Raw genomic sequence first — 17,574 nt, 5'->3', positions numbered from 1 at the left:
GTCACCGAGCTGACGCTTTGCATGCAAAAGTCAGCATAAGTACTTCATTTTTAACGTTTTTTGCGTTCAGTCATTGCTGCGAATCTGCTAGCTAAGTCATTGATTTGATTCACGAAAAAGCGCGGCACCGGTCCAGGTGCCGCGCTTTTTTGGTGCTACAGTGGGAGAAAGTGGATTTATGTGGGAAATTGGGGCTGGCGGGGCCCCTTTTTCCTCTGCGCGGTTCCAAGGTGGTGTCTGGTGTTCAAAGGGCCTTCGTCGCTCAGTCTCGATGCAAAGGGTCGGTTTTCCATGCCGACCCGGTATCGGGCCGCCCTGCAGAAGGAGGGCCGCGAGCGCATCGAGCTGACCATCACCAAGCACCCGCACGGCTGCCTGATGGTCTTTCCGCGCGATGCCTGGGAGGCGTTCAGCGAGAAGATCATGGCCCTGCCGCCCGAAGGCCAGTGGTGGAAGCGCATCTTCCTGGGCAATGCGCTGGACGTGGAGATGGACGCCGCCGGCCGCGTGCTGGTCGCACCCGAACTGCGCGAGGGCGTGGGCATCGACAAGGAAGTCATGCTGATCGGCATGGGCAGCCACTTCGAGCTGTGGGACAAGGCAACCCACAAGGCCAAGGAAGAAGAGGCCATGCGCGCGCCGCCGCCCGAATCGTTCAAGGGCCTGGCGTTCTGAGGCACGCGGTGGAAGCTTCCTGGACCCACACCACCGTCCTGCTGGACGAAGCCGTGGCGGCGCTGCTCGGCCCGCAGGCGGCCGGCCCGGCGCCGCGGACCTTCGTGGACGCGACCTTCGGCCGCGGCGGCCACAGCCGGCTGCTGCTGGCGCGGCTCGGCCCGCAGGATCGGCTGATCGCGTTCGACCGCGATCCCGAGGCCGTGGCGGCCGCGGCGCAGATCGCGGACGCGCGTTTCTCGATCCGCCACCAGCCCTTCCACGCGCTCGGCGAACTGCCGGCGGCCAGCGTGGCCGGCGTGCTGATGGACCTGGGCGTGAGTTCGCCGCAGCTGGACGATCCGGCGCGCGGCTTCAGTTTCCGATCCGACGGTCCGCTGGACATGCGCATGGACACGACGCGCGGTGCCAGCGTGGCCGAGTGGTTGGCCTCGGCCGACACCACAACCATCGCGGAGGTGATTCGTGACTATGGCGAAGAACGGTTTGCTGTTCCGATTGCAAAGGCGATTGCTGCTCGCCGACAGGAACGGGGCCCTGTTTCAACCACCGCCGAACTGGCCCGGATCGTGGCTGGCGCGGTCAAAACCCGCGAGCCGGGCAAGGACCCTGCAACGCGCACATTTCAGGCTTTTCGGATTTTCATCAACGCCGAGCTTGAAGAGCTGCAACAGGCGCTGAACGCCGCGCTGCACGTGCTGGCGCCCGGCGGGCGGCTGGTGGTGATCAGTTTCCACTCGCTGGAAGACCGCATCGTCAAGCAGTTCATCGCCCGGCATTCGCGCGAGGCGGTGGACCGGCGCTCGCCTGGCTGGATGCTGGGGCAGGCGGCCGCGATGCCGCTGCGGTCGCTGGGCCGGGTGATGCCCTCGGCCGCCGAGGTCGCGGCCAACCCGCGCGCCCGCAGCGCGGTGATGCGCGTGGCGGAAAGGCGGGCGGCGTGACGCGCCTGAACCTCGTGCTGCTGCTGGCCGTGATCGCCAGCGCCATGTACCTCGTGCGCACGCAGTACGAGTCGCGCGCCCTGTACGTGCAACTCGAACGCGCCGGCCAGCTGGCGCGCAGGCTGGACGTGGAGCACGACCGCCTGCAGGTCGAGCGGCGCGCGCAAGCCACGCCGCTGCGCGTGGAGACGCTGGCCAAGGACAAGCTGCAGATGCGCACGGCCACGCCGGCGATCACGCAATACATCAGCACCGGCACGGGCCGGCCGATCCCGATGCCGGCGCTGCCGGCGGCCTCGGCGCCGGGCGCTTCCCAGAAGGCGAGGACCCGATGAGCCAGGGCAGTCGCAGCGTACGCTACACCTCCAGTCCCCTGCTGGCCAGCAAGACGCCGGTCTGGCGCAGCAAGTTCATCGTCGCCGCGCTGGCGCTGGGCTTCGTGGCCCTGGCCGGGCGCGCGGCCTACATCCAGGTCATCGCGAACGACTTCTTCCAGCGCCAGGGCAAGGTGCGCTTCATGCGCACGCTGGAGCTGCCGGCCAGCCGCGGCCGCGTGCTGGACCGCAACGGCCTGCTGCTGGCCTCCAGCGTGGTGGCGGCCGGCATCTGGGCCATTCCCGAGGACGTGGACCGCGACCCCGCCAAGCTGCGCCAGCTCGCCAAGCTGCTGGACATGCCCCTGGCGGAGCTGAACAAGCGCCTGGAGGACGAGGACAAGACCTTCGTCTGGCTGCGCCGCCAGGTCGACGCGCCGATCGCGCAGCAGATCGCCGCGCTGCAGATCAAGGGCGTCTACCAGCGCGAGGAATACAAGCGCCACTACCCCGAGGGCGAATCTGCCGCCCACGTGGTCGGGTTCACCAACGTCGAGGACCTGGGTCAGGAGGGCGTGGAGTTGGCCTTCCAGCACGAGCTGGCCGGCAAGGCCGGCTCGCGCCGCGTGATCAAGGACCGGCTGCACCGCGTGGTCGAGGACGTCGGCGACCAGGTGCCGCCGGTGGACGGACGCGACATCCAGCTCTCCATCGACAGCAAGGTGCAGTTCTTCGCCTACCAGAAGCTGCGCGACGCCGTCGCCAAGCACAAGGCCAAGGCCGGCAGCGTGGTGGTGCTCGACGCCGTGACCGGCGAGGTGCTGGCGCTGGCCAACTACCCCAGCTACGACCCGGCCCACCGCCGCAACCTCACCGGCGAGCAGTTGCGCAACCGCGCCCTGACCGACACCTTCGAGCCCGGCTCGACGATGAAGCCGATCACGATCGCGACGGCGCTGGAAGCCGGCCGCGTGACGCCGCAGACCATCGTCGAGACCGGCCCCGGGCGCTTCCAGATCGGCGGCTTCACGATCAGCGACACGCACAACTACGGCACGCTGACCGTGGAGGGCGTGATCCAGAAGTCCTCCAACGTCGGGGCGCTGAAGATCGCGCAGAAGATGACGCCGCACCAGATGTGGGACACCTTCACCGCGCTCGGCTACGGCCAGAAGCCGCAGGTGCAGTTTCCCGGCGCCGTCAGCGGCCGGCTGCGGCCGTGGAAGACCTGGAAGCCGGTGGAGCAGGCGACCATGGCCTACGGCTACGGCCTGTCGGCCTCGCTGTTCCAGATGGTGCAGTCGTACACCGCCTTCGCGCACGACGGCTCCATCATCCCGGTGACCCTGCTCAAGAGCAGCGAGCCGGCGGTCGGCACGCGGGTGTTCTCGGCGAAGAACGCCGCCGCCGTGCGCCACATGCTGCAGATGGCCGCCGGCCCCGGCGGCACCGGCCAGCTGGCGCAGACCGTGGGCTATTCGGTCGGCGGCAAGTCCGGCACGGCGCGCAAGCAGGCCGGGCGCGGCTACGCGGCCGGCAAGTACCGCGCCTGGTTCACCGGCATGGCGCCGATCGACAAGCCGCGCGTGATCGTCGGCGTGATGATCGACGAGCCCAGCGCCGGCTCCTACTACGGCGGCACCGTGGCCGCGCCGGTGTTCAGCGAGGTCGTGCAGCAGACGCTGCGCATGATGGGCGTGCAGCCGGACATGGCCGTGCAGCCGCAGGTGGTGGCCTCGCCGGTGGAGGAATCCTTCTGATGCGGCTGCTGCCTACCCCTGCCGCGGCCGCGGCCTGGCTGCGCGGCCGCGTGACCGGCGCGCTGCACACCGACAGCCGCCTGGTCGGCCCCGGCGACGGCTTCATCGCCTGGCCCGGCGCCGCCACGGACGGCCGGCGCTTCGTGCCGCAGGCGCTGCAGCAGGGCGCGGCCGCCTGCCTGGTCGAGCGTGACGGCTGCGCTTCCTATGCGCTCGACGGCCCGGCTGTCGCCGCGTTCGACGGCCTGAAGGCCGGTTCCGGCCCGATCGCCGCGGCCTACTACGAGCAGCCTTCGCGGCAGCTCGACGTGCTGGCCGTGACCGGCACCAACGGCAAGACTTCCACCGCCTGGTGGCTGGCCCAGGCGCTGGGCGCGGCCCAGCAGGCTGCGGACGTGGTGCCGCGCGGCTGCGCTGTGGTCGGCACGCTGGGCACCGGCGTGCCGCCGGCGCTGGTGCCCACCGGCATGACCACGCCCGACCCGGTGCTGCTGCAGGCGCGGCTGCGCGAATTCGTGGACACCGGCCTGGCGGCCTGCGCGGTCGAGGCCTCGTCCATCGGCATCGCCGAGCGGCGGCTCGACGGCACGTGCATCCGGCTGGCGATCTTCACGAACTTCACGCAGGACCACCTGGACTACCACGCCGGCATGGACGCCTACTGGCAGGCCAAGGCCGCGCTGTTCGACTGGCCGGGCCTGGCGGCGGTGGTGGTGAACCTGGACGACCCGAAGGGCGCGACGCTGGCGCATTCGCTGGCCGGCCGCGCGCTGGACCTGTGGACCGTCTCGGCCCGCGGCGTGGCGCGGCTGGTGGCCGAGGACATCGCCTACGAGGACGGCGGCCTGGCCTTCACCGTCCGCGAGGACGGTGCGCGGGCCCGGCTGGCCACGCCGCTGATCGGCCAGTACAACGTGAACAACCTGCTGGGCGTGATCGCCGCGCTGCGCGCGCTCGGCTTCGCCCTGCCGGCGGCGGTGCAGGCCTGCGGCGCGCTGCTGCCGGTGCCCGGCCGGATGGAGCGCCTGGCGGCCGAGGGCCGGCCGCTGGTCGCCATCGACTACGCCCACACGCCCGATGCGCTGGAGCAGGCGCTGGCCGCGCTGCGCCCGCTGGCCGCGGCGCGCGGCGGCCGGCTGTGGTGCCTGTTCGGCTGCGGCGGCAACCGCGACGCGGCCAAGCGCCCGCTGATGGCGGCGGCGGCCGAGCGGCTGGCCGACCGCGTGGTGGTGACCAGCGACAACCCGCGGCACGAGGATCCCGAGGCCATCCTGGCCCAGGTCGCTGCCGGCCTGGCGTGCCCGCAGGCGGCCACGCTCCAGCCCGACCGCGCCCGCGCGATCGCCGAGACGCTGGTGCAGGCCGGCGCCGCCGACGTGGTGCTGCTGGCCGGCAAGGGCCACGAGGAATACCAGGAGATCGCCGGCGTGCAGCTGCCGTTCTCCGACCGCGCGCACGCCGAGGCGGCGCTGGCGGCGAGGAGCGCCGCATGACCATGATGACACTGCAGCAGGCCCTGGCCTGGATTCCCGGCGGCGCCCTGCGGGGCGATGGCGCCACGGCCGTCGCGCGCGTGCACAGCGACACGCGCACGCTGGCGGCTGGCGACCTGTTCGTCGCGATCCGCGGCGAGCGTTTCGACGCCAACGCCATGCTGGCCGAGGCCAGGGCCGCCGGCGCCGCCGCCGCGCTGTGCCATCCCGGCGCCAGCGGCGGCTTCGCCGCGCACGGCCTGCCCTGCATCGAGGTGGGCGACACCGTCGCCGCGCTCGGCCGGCTCGCCCGCGGCTGGCGCGCGCAGTTCGCGCTGCCGCTGATCGCCGTGACCGGCAGCAACGGCAAGACCACGGTCACGCAGATGACCGCCTCCATCCTGCGCGCGCATGCCGGCACGGCCGCGTTCGCGACGCAGGGCAACCTGAACAACGACATCGGCCTGCCGCTGACGCTGCTGCGGCTGCGCGCGGAGCACGCCGTCGGCGTGGTCGAGCTGGGCATGAACCACCCCGGCGAGATCGCCGCGCTGGCGGCGATCGCCCAGCCCACGGTCGCGCTGGTCAACAACGCGCAGCGCGAACACATGGAATTCATGGCCACGGTGGAGGCCGTCGCGCGCGAGAACGGCGCGGTCATCGCCGCGCTGCCCGCTGCGGGCCGCGTGGTGGTGCCGGCCGCCGACGACTTCACGCCCCTGTGGCGCCAGCTGGCGGGCGGGCGCGAGGTGCTCGCGTTCGGGCTCGACGCCGGGGGGCTGGCCGAGGTGACGGCCGACGACGCGCGCTGGGACGAGGGCGCCTGGCAGCTGCGCGTGCGCACGCCGCAGGGCGGCTTCGGCTGCAGCCTGCGCATCGCCGGCCGCCACAACGTGCTGAACGCACTGGCGGCCACGGCCTGCGCGCAGGCCGCCGGCGTGCCGCTGGCGGCGATCGCCCAGGGGCTGTCGACGTTCGAGCCGGTCCAGGGCCGCTCGCGTGCGCTGGCGCTGCCGGGCGGCGGCACGCTGGTGGACGACAGCTACAACGCCAACCCCGACTCCGTGGCCGCCGCGATCGCCGTGCTGGCCGCGCTGCCGGGCCCGCGCCTGCTGGTGCTGGGCGACATGGGCGAGGTCGGCGAGGCCGGCCCGCGCCTGCATGCCGAGGCCGGCGAGCAGGCCCGCGCGGCCGGCATCGAGCACCTGCTGGCGCTCGGCGCGCAGACGGCGGGCACGGTCGCCGCGTTCGGTGCCGGCGCCCGCCACTTCGGCGACGTGCAGGCGCTGGTCGAGGCCGCGCGCGCGCTGCGGCCCGCGGTCGCCAGCGTGCTGGTCAAGGGGTCGCGCTTCATGCGCATGGAGCGGGTGGTCCAGGCCCTGCAGCAGGAGGGCGCGCATGCTGCTTAGCCTGGCCCAGTGGCTGCAGACGCTGTCGCCGGAACTCGGGTTCCTGCGCGTGTTCCAGTACATCACCTTCCGCGCCGTGATGGCGGCCATGACGGCGCTGCTCATCGGCATCGGCATGGGGCCGTTCGTGATCCGCAAGCTGCGCGAGCTGAAGATCGGCCAGCCGATCCGCGGCTACGGCATCCAGGAGCACCTGGCCAAGAGCGGCACGCCCACGATGGGCGGGGTGCTGATCCTGCTGGCGATCGCGCTGTCCACGCTGCTGTGGTTCGACCTGTCCAACCGCTTCGTCTGGATCGTGATGCTGGTCACCTTCGGCTTCGGCGCGATCGGCTGGATGGACGACTGGCGCAAGGTCGTCCGCAAGGACCCGGAAGGCATGCGCTCGCGCGAGAAGTACTTCTGGCAGTCCGTGATCGGCCTGGTCGCCGCGCTGTACCTGGTGTTCTCGATCTCGGAGAACTCCAACCAGCGCGTGTTCGAGCTGTTCGTGAGCTGGGTGCAGTCCGGCTTCGACCTGGACCTGCCGCCCAAGGCCGGCCTGCAGGTGCCGTTCTTCAAGGAGGTCAGCTACCCGCTGGGCGTGCTGGGCTTCGTGATCCTGACCTACCTGGTGATCGTCGGCTCGTCGAACGCCGTGAACCTGACGGACGGCCTGGACGGCCTGGCCATCATGCCGGTGATCATGGTCGGTTCGGCGCTCGGGGTGTTCTGCTACGTGACCGGCAACACCGTGTTCGCCAAGTACCTGCTGCTGCCCAACATCGTCGGCGCCGGCGAGCTGCTGATCTTCTGCGCGGCGCTGGCCGGTGCGGGCCTGGCCTTCCTGTGGTTCAACGCGCACCCGGCCCAGGTGTTCATGGGCGACGTGGGCGCGCTGGCGCTGGGCGGCGCGCTGGGCACGATCGCCGTGATCGTGCGCCAGGAGGTCGTGCTGGCGATCATGGGCGGCATCTTCGTGGTCGAGGCGCTGTCGGTCATGGTGCAAGTGAGCTGGTTCAAGTACACGAAGAAGAAATACGGCGCGGGCCGGCGCATCCTGAAGATGGCGCCGCTGCACCACCATTTCGAGAAGAGCGGCTGGAAGGAGACGCAGGTCGTCGTGCGTTTCTGGATCATCACCATGCTGCTGTGCCTGATCGGGCTGTCCACCTTGAAGCTGCGATGAAACATCTTCGAGACCTCCCGGTGCTGATCCTGGGCCTCGGGGCCTCGGGCCTGGCGATGGCGCGCTGGTGCGCCGCGCACGGCGCGCGCGTGACCGTGGCCGACACGCGCGCGGCGCCGCCGCAGCTGGACGCGCTGCGTCAGGAATGGCCCGCGGTGCGCTTCGTCGCCGGCCCGTTCTCGGCCGCGCTGGTCGAGGGGCAGGACGTGCGCGCGGTCTACCGCTCGCCGGGGCTGTCGCCCGCGCAGGTGGCGCCGGTGCTCGATGCGGCGCGCGCGGCGGGCATCGTCGCCGGCGGCGAGCTGGACCTGTTCGCGCAGGCGCTGGCCGACTTGCGCGAGGACACCGCGACGGCCCCGGCCGCCGAGGGGCCGGCCGAGGATCCCGCGCCGGACGACGTGCCGCCCGCCATGCCGGCGGACGACGAGGAGGCCGCGCCGGTGCTCGCGCCGCTGCCCGTCGAGACCGGCTACCGCCCGGCCGTGCTGGCTATCACCGGCACCAATGGCAAGACCACCGTGACCGCGCTGACCGGCCAGCTCGTCGAGCGCGCCGGCAAGCGCGTGGCCGTGGCCGGCAACATCGGCCCCACGCTGCTGGACACGCTGGCCGCGCGGCTGGCCGCGGACGACCTGCCCGAGGTCTGGGTGCTGGAGCTGTCCAGCTTCCAGCTCGATGCGTGCGGCAGCCTGTTCGAGCCCACGGCCGCCACCGTGCTGAACCTCTCGCAGGACCACCTGGACTGGCACGGCTCCATGGCCGCCTACGGCCAGGCCAAGGCGCGCATCTTCGGCGCCAGGGCGCTGATGCTGCTGAACCGCGACGACGCCGAGGTCATGGCCATGCTGCCGAAGCCGGCGCCGGCCAAGGGCGCGCGCGCCAGGCCGGCGGCCGCGCGCGCATGGCAGAGCTTCGGCGCCGACCTGCCGCAGCGCCCCGGCGACTGGGGCCTGGAAATCGTGGGCGGCATGGCCTGGCTGGTGCGCGCGCTGCAGAGCGACGGCCTCAAGCGCCGTCGCTCCGAGGCGCCCGAGGAACTGCACCTGCAGCGCCTGATGCCGGCCGACGCGCTGCGCATCCGCGGCCGGCACAACGCCGTGAACGCGCTGGCCGCCCTGGCGCTGGCCACGGCCGCCGGCTGCGCGCTGGCGCCCATGCTGTACGGCCTGCGCGAGTACCGCGGCGAACCGCACCGCGTGGAGCCGATCGGCATCGTGGCCGACGTGGAGTACTTCGACGACAGCAAGGGCACCAACGTGGGTGCCACGCTGGCCGCGCTGAACGGCCTCGGCGCCGACCGCCGCATCGTCGCGATCCTGGGCGGCGAGGGCAAGGGCCAGGACTTCGCGCCGCTGGCGCCGGCCGTGGCGCGCCACGCGCGCGCGGTGGTGCTGATCGGCCGCGACGCGCCGCTGATCCGCGCCGCGCTGGCCGACTGCGGCGTCGCCTGCGAGCAGGCCGCCGGCATGGACGAGGCGGTGCGCCTGGCCGCCGGCCGCGCCCGGCCCGGCGACGCGGTGCTGATGTCGCCGGCCTGCGCCAGCTTCGACATGTTCCGCAACTACGAGCACCGGGCCGAGGTCTTCCGCGCCGCGGTGCAGGCGCTGGCCGACGATGCCGGCACCGTACTGGGAGAACCGGGATGAATGGATTGCAGATGCGGCTGCCGGGCTGGTGGGGCGGCCGGGGCAAGAAGGGCGTCGACGAGATGCCGGTGCGGCTGGGCACGGGCGGCTATGGCCGCACGCCGGTCACGCCGGTGCGCGTGCTGGGCTTCGACCAGGCCCTGCTGTGGGTCTGCGTGGCGCTGCTGGCCTGGGGCCTGGTGATGGTGTATTCGGCCTCGATCGCGATGCCGGACAACCCGAGGTTCAAGGGCTACACGCAGACCTACTTCCTGGTGCGCCACATCGTCGCGATCGGCGCCGCCTTCGTGGCCGCGCTGCTGGCCTTCCAGGTGCCAATGCAGACCTGGGAGAAGTACTCGGGCTGGCTGTTCCTGCTGTCGGTCGCGCTGCTGGTGCTGGTGCTGGTGCCCTTCATCGGCAAGGGCGTGAACGGCGCGCGGCGCTGGATCCCGCTGGGCGTCACGAACTTCCAGCCGTCCGAGCTGGCCAAGCTCGCGGTGGTGCTCTACGCCGCCGCCTACATGGTCCGCAAGATGGACGTGAAGGAGAACTTCTGGCGCGCGGTGCTGCCGATGGCCGTGGCCGTGGGCCTGGTCGGCGTGCTGCTGCTGCTGGAGCCGGACATGGGCGCCTTCATGGTCATCGCCGTGATCGCCATGGGCATCCTGTTCCTGGGCGGCGTGAACGCGCGCATGTTCTTCCTGATCGCGGCGATCCTGGTCGTCGCCTTCGGGCTGATGATCCTGACCTCCGAATGGCGGCGCGAGCGCATCTTCGCCTACCTGAACCCCTGGGACGAGAAGCACGCGCTGGGCAAGGGCTACCAGCTGTCGCACTCTCTGATCGCGATCGGCCGCGGCGAGATCTTCGGCGTCGGCCTGGGCGGCAGCGTGGAGAAGCTGCACTGGCTGCCCGAGGCCCACACCGACTTCCTGCTGGCCGTGATCGGCGAGGAGTTCGGCCTCGTCGGCGTGGTGTGCGTGATCGCGCTGTTCTTCTGGCTGATCCGCCGCATCATGCACATCGGCCGCCAGGCCATCGCGCTGGACCGCGTGTTCTCCGGCCTGGTGGCGCAGGGCATCGGCGTATGGATGGGCTTCCAGGCCTTCATCAACATGGGCGTGAACCTGGGCGCGCTGCCGACCAAGGGCCTCACGCTGCCGCTGATGAGCTTCGGCGGCTCGGCCATCCTGATGAACGTGGTCGCCATCGCGGTGGTGCTGCGGGTGGACTACGAGAGCCGCCAGCTGATGTACGGGGGCCGCGGCGCATGACGCACCTGGTGGTCATGGCGGCAGGCACCGGCGGGCACGTGATCCCGGGGCTGGCGGTCGCGCGCGAACTGCAGTCGCGCGGCTGGAGCGTCAGCTGGCTCGGCACGCGCACCGGCATGGAGAACCGGCTGGTGCCGCCGTCGGGCATTCCGCTGGACACCATCGGCTTCACCGGCCTGCGCGGCAAGGGCCTGCTGCACGCCATGACCGGCGGCCTGCGCATGCTGGGCGCGTTCTGGTCGTGCCTGCGCATCCTGCGCCGCCGGCATGCCGACGTGGTGCTGGGCATGGGCGGCTACGTCTGCTTTCCCGGCGGGCTGATGGCCACGGCGCTGGGCAAGCCGCTGGCGCTGGTCAATGCCGACGCCGCGCTGCTGCTGAGCAACAAGGCGCTGCTGCCGGTGGCCGATGCCGTGGCCTTCGGCTTCGACGGGCCCGACGTCGCGCGCATCCGCAAGGCCCGCGTGACCGGCAACCCGGTGCGCACCGAGATCGAGGCGCTGCCGCTACCGGCCGAGCGCTTCGCCGGCCGGCACGGGCCGCTGCGCCTGCTGGTCGTCGGCGGCAGCCTCGGGGCGCGCGTGCTGAACCAGTGCCTGCCGCAGGCGCTGGCCGAGATCGAGCCGGCGCAGCGCCCGCGTGTGCTGCACCAGTGTGGCCAGGGCAACGACGCGGCCGTGGCCCGGGCCTATGCCGACGCCGGCGTCGCGGCCGAGGTCCGGCCCTTCATCGACGACATGGCGCGCGCGCTGGCCGACTGCGACGTGGTGGTCTGCCGCGCCGGCGCCGTGACCGTCAGCGAGCTGTGCGCGGCCGGCGTCGCGGCCGTGCTGGTGCCGCTGGTCGTCAGCACCACGGCGCACCAGCGCGACAACGCGCAGTGGCTGGCCGCGCAGGGCGCGGGCATCCACCTGCCGCAGGACGAACTGAACCCGCGCCGGCTGGCAGAACTGCTGGCCGGCCTCACGCGCGCGCAACTGCTGGCCATGGCCGGCAAGGCCCGCGCATTGGCGAAACCCCAAGCGGCGGCCCGTGTCGCCGACCAGATCGAAGCATTGGCGAGCAAGTGAAACACGCCGTCCGTCACATCCATTTCGTCGGCATCGGCGGTGCCGGCATGAGCGGCATCGCCGAGGTGCTGAGCAACCTCGGCTACGAGATCTCCGGCTCGGACCTGGCCGACAGCGCCACGCTGCGGCGCCTGGCGGGCCTGGGGATCCGCACCCACGCGGGCCACGACGCCGCGCACGTGCGCGGCGCCGACGCGGTCGTCATCTCCACCGCCGTGCGCGACGACAACCCCGAGGTGCAGCAGGCCCGCGCGATGCGCATCCCGGTGGTGCCGCGCGCACTGATGCTGGCCGAGCTGATGCGGCTGAAGCGCGGCATCGCGATCGCCGGCACGCACGGCAAGACCACCACCACCAGCCTGGTCGCCAGCGTGCTGGCCGAGGCCGGGCTGGACCCGACCTTCGTGATCGGCGGCAAGCTCAACAGCGCCGGCGCCAACGCCAAGCTCGGCGGCGGCGAGTACATCGTGGTCGAGGCCGACGAATCCGACGCCTCGTTCCTGAACCTGCTGCCGGTCATGGCCGTCGTGACCAACATCGACGCCGACCACATGGAGACCTACGGCCACGACTTCGGCCGGCTCAAGAGCGCCTTCGTCGACTTCCTGCACCGCATGCCGTTCTACGGCACGGCCATCCTGTGCACCGACGACGCCGCCGTGCGCGAGATCGTGCCGCAGGTCACCTGCCCGATCACCAGCTACGGCTTCGGCGAGGAGGCCGAGGTGCGTGCGCTCGACGTGCGCGCCGTCGGCGGCCAGATGCACTTCCGCGTGCAGCGCCGCAACGGCGTGACGCTGCCCGACCTGGACGTGGTGCTGAACCTGCCCGGCCGCCACAACGTGCTGAACGCGCTGTCGGCCATCGCCGTCGCGGTGGAGTTGAACGTGCCCGACGCCGCCGTGCTGAAGGCCCTGGCCGAGTTCAAGGGCGTGGGCCGGCGCTTCCAGGTCTACGGCGAGCTGTCCGCGCCGGACGGCGGCCGCTACACCGTGATCGAGGACTACGGCCACCACCCGGTGGAGATGCGCGTGACGCTGGCCGCCGCGCGCGGCGCCTACCCGGGCCGCCGGCTGGTGCTGGCCTTCCAGCCGCACCGCTACACCCGCACGCGCGACTGCTTCGAAGACTTCGTGCAGGTCATCGGCGAGGCCGACAGCGTGCTGCTGGCCGAGGTCTACGCGGCCGGCGAGGCGCCCATCGTCGCCGCCGACGGGCGTGCGCTGGCGCGCGCGCTGCGCGTGGCCGGCAAGGTCGAGCCGGTGTTCGTGGACGAGATCGGCAAGATGCCCGAGGCCATCCGCGCCAACGCGCGCGACGGCGACGTGGTGCTGTGCATGGGAGCCGGCTCCATCGGCGGCGTGCCCGCCCGGCTGGTCGACCTGGAGGCGGCACGGTGATGGGCACGCCCGCATCCCTCGGAAAAGTCGCCGTGCTGATGGGCGGCAGCTCGGCCGAGCGCGAGATCTCGCTGCTGTCGGGCAACGGCGTGCTGGACGCGCTGCGCCTGGCCGGCGTGAACGCGCACCCGTTCGACCCGGCCGAGCGCGAGCTGGCCGAGCTCAAGCACCAGCGCTTCGACCGCTGCTTCGTCGCGCTGCACGGCCGCCACGGCGAGGACGGCACGGTGCAGGGCGCGCTGGAACTGCTGGGCATCCCGTACACCGGCTCCGGCGTGATGGCCTCCAGCATCGCGATGGACAAGGTCATGACCAAGCGCATCTGGCAGGCCTGCGGCCTGCCCACGCCGCGCCACGTGGTGCTGCAGGCGGGCCAGCAGGCGCCGGCCGACGTGCGCCAGGTGCCCGACGTGCTGGGCCTGCCGCTGATCGTCAAGCCGCCGCGCGAGGGTTCGTCGATCGGCGTGAGCAAGGTGCAGGGCTACTCGGAGATGCTGGACGCCGTCCGCCTGTCCGCCCGGTACGACCCGGACGTGCTGTGCGAGGAGTTCGTCGACGGCGAGGAAGTCACCTGCGCGGTGCTCGGCACCGGGGCCGGCGCCCAGGCCCTGCCGGTGGTGCGCATCCAGGCGCCCGAGGGCGCTTACGACTACCAGAACAAGTACTTCACCGACGCCGTGCGCTACCTGTGCCCGAGCGGCCTGCCCGAGGCCGAGGAGCAGGAGATCCGGCGCATCACGCTGGCCGCCTACCGCGCGCTGGGCTGCCGCGGCTGGGGCCGGGCCGACCTGATGATCCGCGCCAGCGACCGCCGGCCCTTCCTGCTGGAGATGAACACCTCGCCCGGCATGACCGGCCACTCGCTGGTGCCCATGGCCGCGCGCGCGGCCGGCATCGACTACCCGACGCTGTGCGTGCGCGTGCTCGCCGCCGCCACCCTGGACGACGCGGGGGCCGTACGCGCATGAACCCCGCCCTGCCCGCACCGATGGACGTCAGGCTCATGAACGCTACCGCGACGGTGCTGTTCCTGATCTTCGGCGCGCTGGTGCTGGGCGCGCTGTGCCTGTGGGTGCTGCGCCAGCCGGTGTTCGCGCTCGGCGGGATCGAGGTACGCGGCGAGGTCACGCACAACAACGCCGTTACGCTGAAGAACAACGTCGGGCCGCACCTGCGCGGCACGCTGTTCACGGTGAACCTGGACGACACGCGCCAGGCCTTCGAGAACGTGCCGTGGGTGCGCCGCGCCGTGGTGCGCCGCGAGTTCCCGAACCGCCTGGGCGTGACGCTGCAGGAGCACCAGGCCGCCGCCTACTGGGGGCCGGAGAGCGGATCGCAGCTGCTCAACAGCTTCGGCGAGATCTTCGAGGCCAACGTGGACGAAGTGCACCGCAGCGACCTGCCGCGCCTGCTCGGCCCGGACGGCCAGTCGGGCCAGGTGCTGGGCATGTACCGCACGCTGGCGCCGATGTTCGACCCGCTGAACGCCGCGGTGGTGCAGCTGGAGCTGACCGGCCGCGGCAGCTGGCGCGTGCTGCTGGGCAGCGGCGCCGTGCTGGAACTGGGGCGCGGCACGCCGGAGGAGATCGGCGAGCGCATCGCGCGCTTCGTGCAGACCGTGGGCGCCGTGGCCGCCCAGTACGGCCGTGGCGCCGAGGCGCTGGAATCGGCCGACCTGCGCTACCCCGCCGGCTACGCGCTGCGGCTGCGCGGCGTGACCACGGTGGCCACGGCACCCGCCCCCAAACGCAAATGACGCCGAACGACAGGAACACGTGAACATGGCAAAGGAATACAAGGATCTGGTGGTGGGGCTGGACATCGGCACGGCCAAGGTGATGGCGGTGGTGGCCGAAGTGTTGCCCGGCGGCGACCTGAAGCTCGCCGGCTTCGGCGTGGCGCCGGGCAGCGGCCTGAAGCGCGGCGTGGTCGTGAACATCGACGCCACCGTGCAGAGCATCCAGCAGGCGCTCAAGGAGGCCGAGCTGATGGCCGACTGCAAGATCGCCCACGTCTACACCGGCATCACCGGCAGCCACATCCGCGGCATCAACTCCAGCGGCATGGTGGCCGTGAAGGACCGCGAGGTGACGCAGGCCGACGTGGCCCGCGTGGTCGAGACCGCCAAGGCCATCAACATCTCCACCGACCAGCGGCTGCTGCTGGTGGAGCCGCAGGAATTCGTGATCGACGGCCAGGACGTCAAGGAGCCGATCGGCATGAGCGGCATCCGGCTGGAGGCCAAGGTCCACATCGTGACCGGCGCGCAGAGCGCGGCCGAGAACATCATCAAGTGCGTGCGCCGCTGCGGCCTGGACGTGGACCAGCTGATGCTGAACCCGCTGGCCTCCAGCCTGTCGGTGCTGACCGAGGACGAGCGCGAGCTGGGCGTGGCGCTGGTGGACATCGGCGCCGGCACCACCGACGTGGCGATCTTCACCGGTGGCGCGATCCGGCACACGGCCGTGATCCCGATCGCCGGCGACCTGATCACCAGCGACATCGCCATGGCGCTGCGCACGCCGACCAAGGACGCCGAGGACATCAAGGTCGAGAACGGCTACGCCAAGCAGCTGCTGGCCGACCCGGACGCCCAGGTCGAGGTGCCGGGCCTGGGCGACCGCGGCCCGCGTATGCTGAGCCGCCAGGCGCTGGCCGGCGTGATCGAGCCGCGGGTGGAGGAGATCTTCTCGCTGGTGCACCAGGTCATCCGCGAGTCCGGCTTCGAGGAGGTGCTGTCCTCCGGCATCGTGCTGACCGGCGGCAGCGTGGTCATGCCCGGCATGGTCGAGCTCGGCGAGGACATCTTCCTGAAGCCGGTGCGGCGGGGCGTGCCCAAGTACTCCGGTGCGCTGGCCGACATGGTGGGCCAGCCGCGCGCGGCCACGGTGATGGGCCTGCTGGAGGAAGGGCGCGTGGCGCGCATGCGCGGCTTCAAGGTCGCGCAGAAGGCGGGTTCGATGAAGACCGCCATGGGCCGCGTGAAAGATTGGTTCATCGGCAACTTCTGAGGCCCGGCGATGTCGTACCTGCACGCTGCGGTCCACGGTCCGCCCGGCCCGCTCCAGGCGGGCCGATGGCGAAGTCCGCACCCGCCTCCCTTGCGAACGCACAAGAACCCTCGGATCAACCAGCGCAATCCCATACGGCCATCCGGCAACTGCAACCCATTTTTTGAAGATTGAAGGAGAAAACCATGCCCATCGAAATGATCGAATCGGAAGAATTCGCCCTCGGCACCCAGATCAAGGTCATCGGTGTCGGCGGCGGCGGCGGCAACGCGGTCGAGCACATGATCGGCTGCGGCGTGCAGGGCGTCGAGTTCATCAGCGCCAACACCGACGCCCAGGCGCTGCTGCGCACGGCCGCGCACAAGACCATCCAGCTCGGCACCACCGGCCTGGGTGCGGGCAGCAAGCCCGAGAAGGGACGCGAGGCGGCCGAGGCCGCGGTGGACGACATCCGCCAGGCCATCAGCGGCGCGCACATGCTGTTCATCACGGCCGGCATGGGCGGCGGCACCGGCACCGGCGCGGCGCCGGTGATCGCGCGGGTGGCCAAGGAGATGGGCATCCTGACCGTCGGCGTGATCACCAAGCCGTTCGACTTCGAAGGCCCCAAACGCATGTCCAACGCCGACCACGGCACGGCCGAGCTGGAAGCCAACGTCGATTCGCTGATCGTGGTGCTGAACGAGAAGCTGCTGGAGGTGATGGGCGACGACGCCACGCAGGACGAGGCCTTCGCCCACGCCAACGACGTGCTGAAGAACGCCGTCGGCGGCATCGCCGAGATCATCAACGTGCCCGGCCACGTGAACGTGGACTTCGAGGACGTGCGCACCGTCATGGGCGAGCCCGGCAAGGCCATGATGGGCACGGCGGTGGCCGACGGCCCCGACCGCGCCCGCATCGCCGCCGAGCAGGCCGTGGCCTGCCCGCTGCTGGAAGGCATCGACCTGTCGGGTGCCAAGGGCGTGCTGGTGCTGATCACCGCGGCCAAGGGTTCGCTGAAGCTGGCCGAGTCGCGCCTGGCCATGAACACGATCCGCGCCTACGCCTCGGCCGAAGCGCACGTGATCTACGGCACGGCCTACGACGACAGCCTGGGCGACCAGATCCGCGTGACCGTGGTCGCCACCGGCCTGGCCCGCAACCAGCGCCGCGCCGCGCCGCCGCTGCAGGTGGTGCAGCGCACCGGCACCGACAACCAGGGCTTCGCGATCCCGACGCTGAGCATGGCCAGCGCCGGCATCGGCCTGGCGCAGCCCGACTACGAGTCGCTGCGCGGCCCGGCGGTCTGGCGCACGCCGAACCGCACGCAGGCCACGGCGCGGGTGGACGCGCTGTCCTCCGGCGGCATGGACGACTACGAGATCCCGGCCTTCCTGCGCAAGCAGGCCGATTGAGGCTGTCGATCGGGGCGATCGGAACATCGATCGCCCCACGGCGCACGGGTCG

The 17,574-nt window shown here is 71.5% G+C and carries 15 protein-coding genes; all 15 read left to right on the top strand.

Going from position 1 to position 17,574, the window contains the following annotated elements:
* The first annotated feature begins 240 nt into the window (after positions 1-240).
* Positions 241-675, top strand: coding sequence for a division/cell wall cluster transcriptional repressor MraZ (gene mraZ / locus QM782_RS05470; protein WP_415201906.1), 435 nt, complete (start codon positions 241-243; stop codon positions 673-675).
* A gap of 8 nt (positions 676-683) precedes the next feature.
* Positions 684-1,619: a 16S rRNA (cytosine(1402)-N(4))-methyltransferase RsmH gene (gene rsmH, locus QM782_RS05465; RefSeq protein WP_415201905.1), complete on the top strand. Its 936-nt coding sequence runs from the start codon at positions 684-686 to the stop codon at positions 1,617-1,619.
* Positions 1,616-1,954 (top strand): cell division protein FtsL, encoded by a 339-nt coding sequence (ftsL, locus tag QM782_RS05460; RefSeq protein WP_415201904.1) that lies wholly within the window; start codon positions 1,616-1,618, stop codon positions 1,952-1,954. The genes rsmH and ftsL overlap by 4 nt, the downstream gene beginning before the upstream one ends.
* Positions 1,951-3,693 (top strand): peptidoglycan D,D-transpeptidase FtsI family protein, encoded by a 1,743-nt coding sequence (locus tag QM782_RS05455; RefSeq protein ID WP_415201903.1) that lies wholly within the window; start codon positions 1,951-1,953, stop codon positions 3,691-3,693. The genes ftsL and QM782_RS05455 overlap by 4 nt, the downstream gene beginning before the upstream one ends.
* Positions 3,693-5,186 carry a UDP-N-acetylmuramoyl-L-alanyl-D-glutamate--2,6-diaminopimelate ligase gene (locus QM782_RS05450; protein ID WP_415201902.1) on the top strand — a complete coding sequence of 498 codons (1,494 nt, stop codon included), beginning with the start codon at positions 3,693-3,695 and terminating at the stop codon, positions 5,184-5,186. Before QM782_RS05455 ends, QM782_RS05450 begins: the two co-directional genes overlap by 1 nt.
* Before the next feature lie 2 nt (positions 5,187-5,188).
* Complete coding sequence (locus QM782_RS05445) at positions 5,189-6,574, top strand: UDP-N-acetylmuramoyl-tripeptide--D-alanyl-D-alanine ligase (protein WP_415205596.1); 1,386 nt, start codon at positions 5,189-5,191, stop codon at positions 6,572-6,574.
* Complete coding sequence (gene mraY / locus QM782_RS05440) at positions 6,564-7,742, top strand: phospho-N-acetylmuramoyl-pentapeptide-transferase (protein ID WP_415201901.1); 1,179 nt, start codon at positions 6,564-6,566, stop codon at positions 7,740-7,742. The genes QM782_RS05445 and mraY overlap by 11 nt, the downstream gene beginning before the upstream one ends.
* Positions 7,739-9,388: a UDP-N-acetylmuramoyl-L-alanine--D-glutamate ligase gene (murD, locus tag QM782_RS05435; RefSeq protein ID WP_415201900.1), complete on the top strand. Its 1,650-nt coding sequence runs from the start codon at positions 7,739-7,741 to the stop codon at positions 9,386-9,388. The genes mraY and murD overlap by 4 nt, the downstream gene beginning before the upstream one ends.
* A gap of 11 nt (positions 9,389-9,399) precedes the next feature.
* The gene (gene ftsW / locus QM782_RS05430; RefSeq protein ID WP_415205595.1) at positions 9,400-10,644 is read left to right on the top strand and encodes a putative lipid II flippase FtsW; all 1,245 of its coding nucleotides are present in this window, start codon (positions 9,400-9,402) and stop codon (positions 10,642-10,644) included.
* A complete protein-coding gene (gene murG / locus QM782_RS05425) occupies positions 10,641-11,714 on the top strand; it encodes an undecaprenyldiphospho-muramoylpentapeptide beta-N-acetylglucosaminyltransferase (RefSeq protein ID WP_415201899.1) in 1,074 nt (357 codons plus the stop codon). The genes ftsW and murG overlap by 4 nt, the downstream gene beginning before the upstream one ends.
* A complete protein-coding gene (gene murC, locus QM782_RS05420) occupies positions 11,711-13,114 on the top strand; it encodes a UDP-N-acetylmuramate--L-alanine ligase (protein ID WP_415201898.1) in 1,404 nt (467 codons plus the stop codon). The genes murG and murC overlap by 4 nt, the downstream gene beginning before the upstream one ends.
* Positions 13,114-14,082 carry a D-alanine--D-alanine ligase gene (locus QM782_RS05415; RefSeq protein ID WP_415201897.1) on the top strand — a complete coding sequence of 323 codons (969 nt, stop codon included), beginning with the start codon at positions 13,114-13,116 and terminating at the stop codon, positions 14,080-14,082. Before murC ends, QM782_RS05415 begins: the two co-directional genes overlap by 1 nt.
* Positions 14,079-14,870 carry a cell division protein FtsQ/DivIB gene (locus tag QM782_RS05410; RefSeq protein WP_415201896.1) on the top strand — a complete coding sequence of 264 codons (792 nt, stop codon included), beginning with the start codon at positions 14,079-14,081 and terminating at the stop codon, positions 14,868-14,870. The genes QM782_RS05415 and QM782_RS05410 overlap by 4 nt, the downstream gene beginning before the upstream one ends.
* A gap of 25 nt (positions 14,871-14,895) precedes the next feature.
* Positions 14,896-16,125, top strand: a complete 1,230-nt coding sequence (gene ftsA / locus QM782_RS05405; RefSeq protein WP_415201895.1) for a cell division protein FtsA — start codon at positions 14,896-14,898, stop codon at positions 16,123-16,125.
* Positions 16,126-16,310: 185 nt separating this feature from the next.
* Entirely contained in the window at positions 16,311-17,522 is a 1,212-nt protein-coding gene (ftsZ, locus tag QM782_RS05400) for a cell division protein FtsZ (RefSeq protein ID WP_415201894.1), read from the top strand.
* The last annotated feature ends 52 nt before the right edge of the window (positions 17,523-17,574 follow it).

The organism is Pseudorhodoferax sp., assembly GCF_047601025.1.
In the GTDB taxonomy this organism is placed as follows: domain Bacteria; phylum Pseudomonadota; class Gammaproteobacteria; order Burkholderiales; family Burkholderiaceae_C; genus Pseudorhodoferax.
This window is presented reverse-complemented; position numbering and strand designations above follow the sequence as displayed.

Bases quoted from the DNA above. Each gene is read 5' to 3' on its own strand.
- QM782_RS05410 (WP_415201896.1), top strand. From the start codon at position 14,079: ATGAACCCCGCCCTGCCCGCACCGATGGACGTCAGGCTCATGAACGCT.
- mraY (WP_415201901.1), top strand. From the start codon at position 6,564: ATGCTGCTTAGCCTGGCCCAGTGGCTGCAGACGCTGTCGCCGGAACTC.
- QM782_RS05445 (WP_415205596.1), top strand. From the start codon at position 5,189: ATGATGACACTGCAGCAGGCCCTGGCCTGGATTCCCGGCGGCGCCCTG.
- QM782_RS05455 (WP_415201903.1), top strand. From the start codon at position 1,951: ATGAGCCAGGGCAGTCGCAGCGTACGCTACACCTCCAGTCCCCTGCTG.
- QM782_RS05415 (WP_415201897.1), top strand. From the start codon at position 13,114: ATGGGCACGCCCGCATCCCTCGGAAAAGTCGCCGTGCTGATGGGCGGC.
- murD (WP_415201900.1), top strand. From the start codon at position 7,739: ATGAAACATCTTCGAGACCTCCCGGTGCTGATCCTGGGCCTCGGGGCC.
- murG (WP_415201899.1), top strand. From the start codon at position 10,641: ATGACGCACCTGGTGGTCATGGCGGCAGGCACCGGCGGGCACGTGATC.
- ftsZ (WP_415201894.1), top strand. From the start codon at position 16,311: ATGCCCATCGAAATGATCGAATCGGAAGAATTCGCCCTCGGCACCCAG.
- ftsA (WP_415201895.1), top strand. From the start codon at position 14,896: ATGGCAAAGGAATACAAGGATCTGGTGGTGGGGCTGGACATCGGCACG.
- ftsW (WP_415205595.1), top strand. From the start codon at position 9,400: ATGCGGCTGCCGGGCTGGTGGGGCGGCCGGGGCAAGAAGGGCGTCGAC.
- QM782_RS05450 (WP_415201902.1), top strand. From the start codon at position 3,693: ATGCGGCTGCTGCCTACCCCTGCCGCGGCCGCGGCCTGGCTGCGCGGC.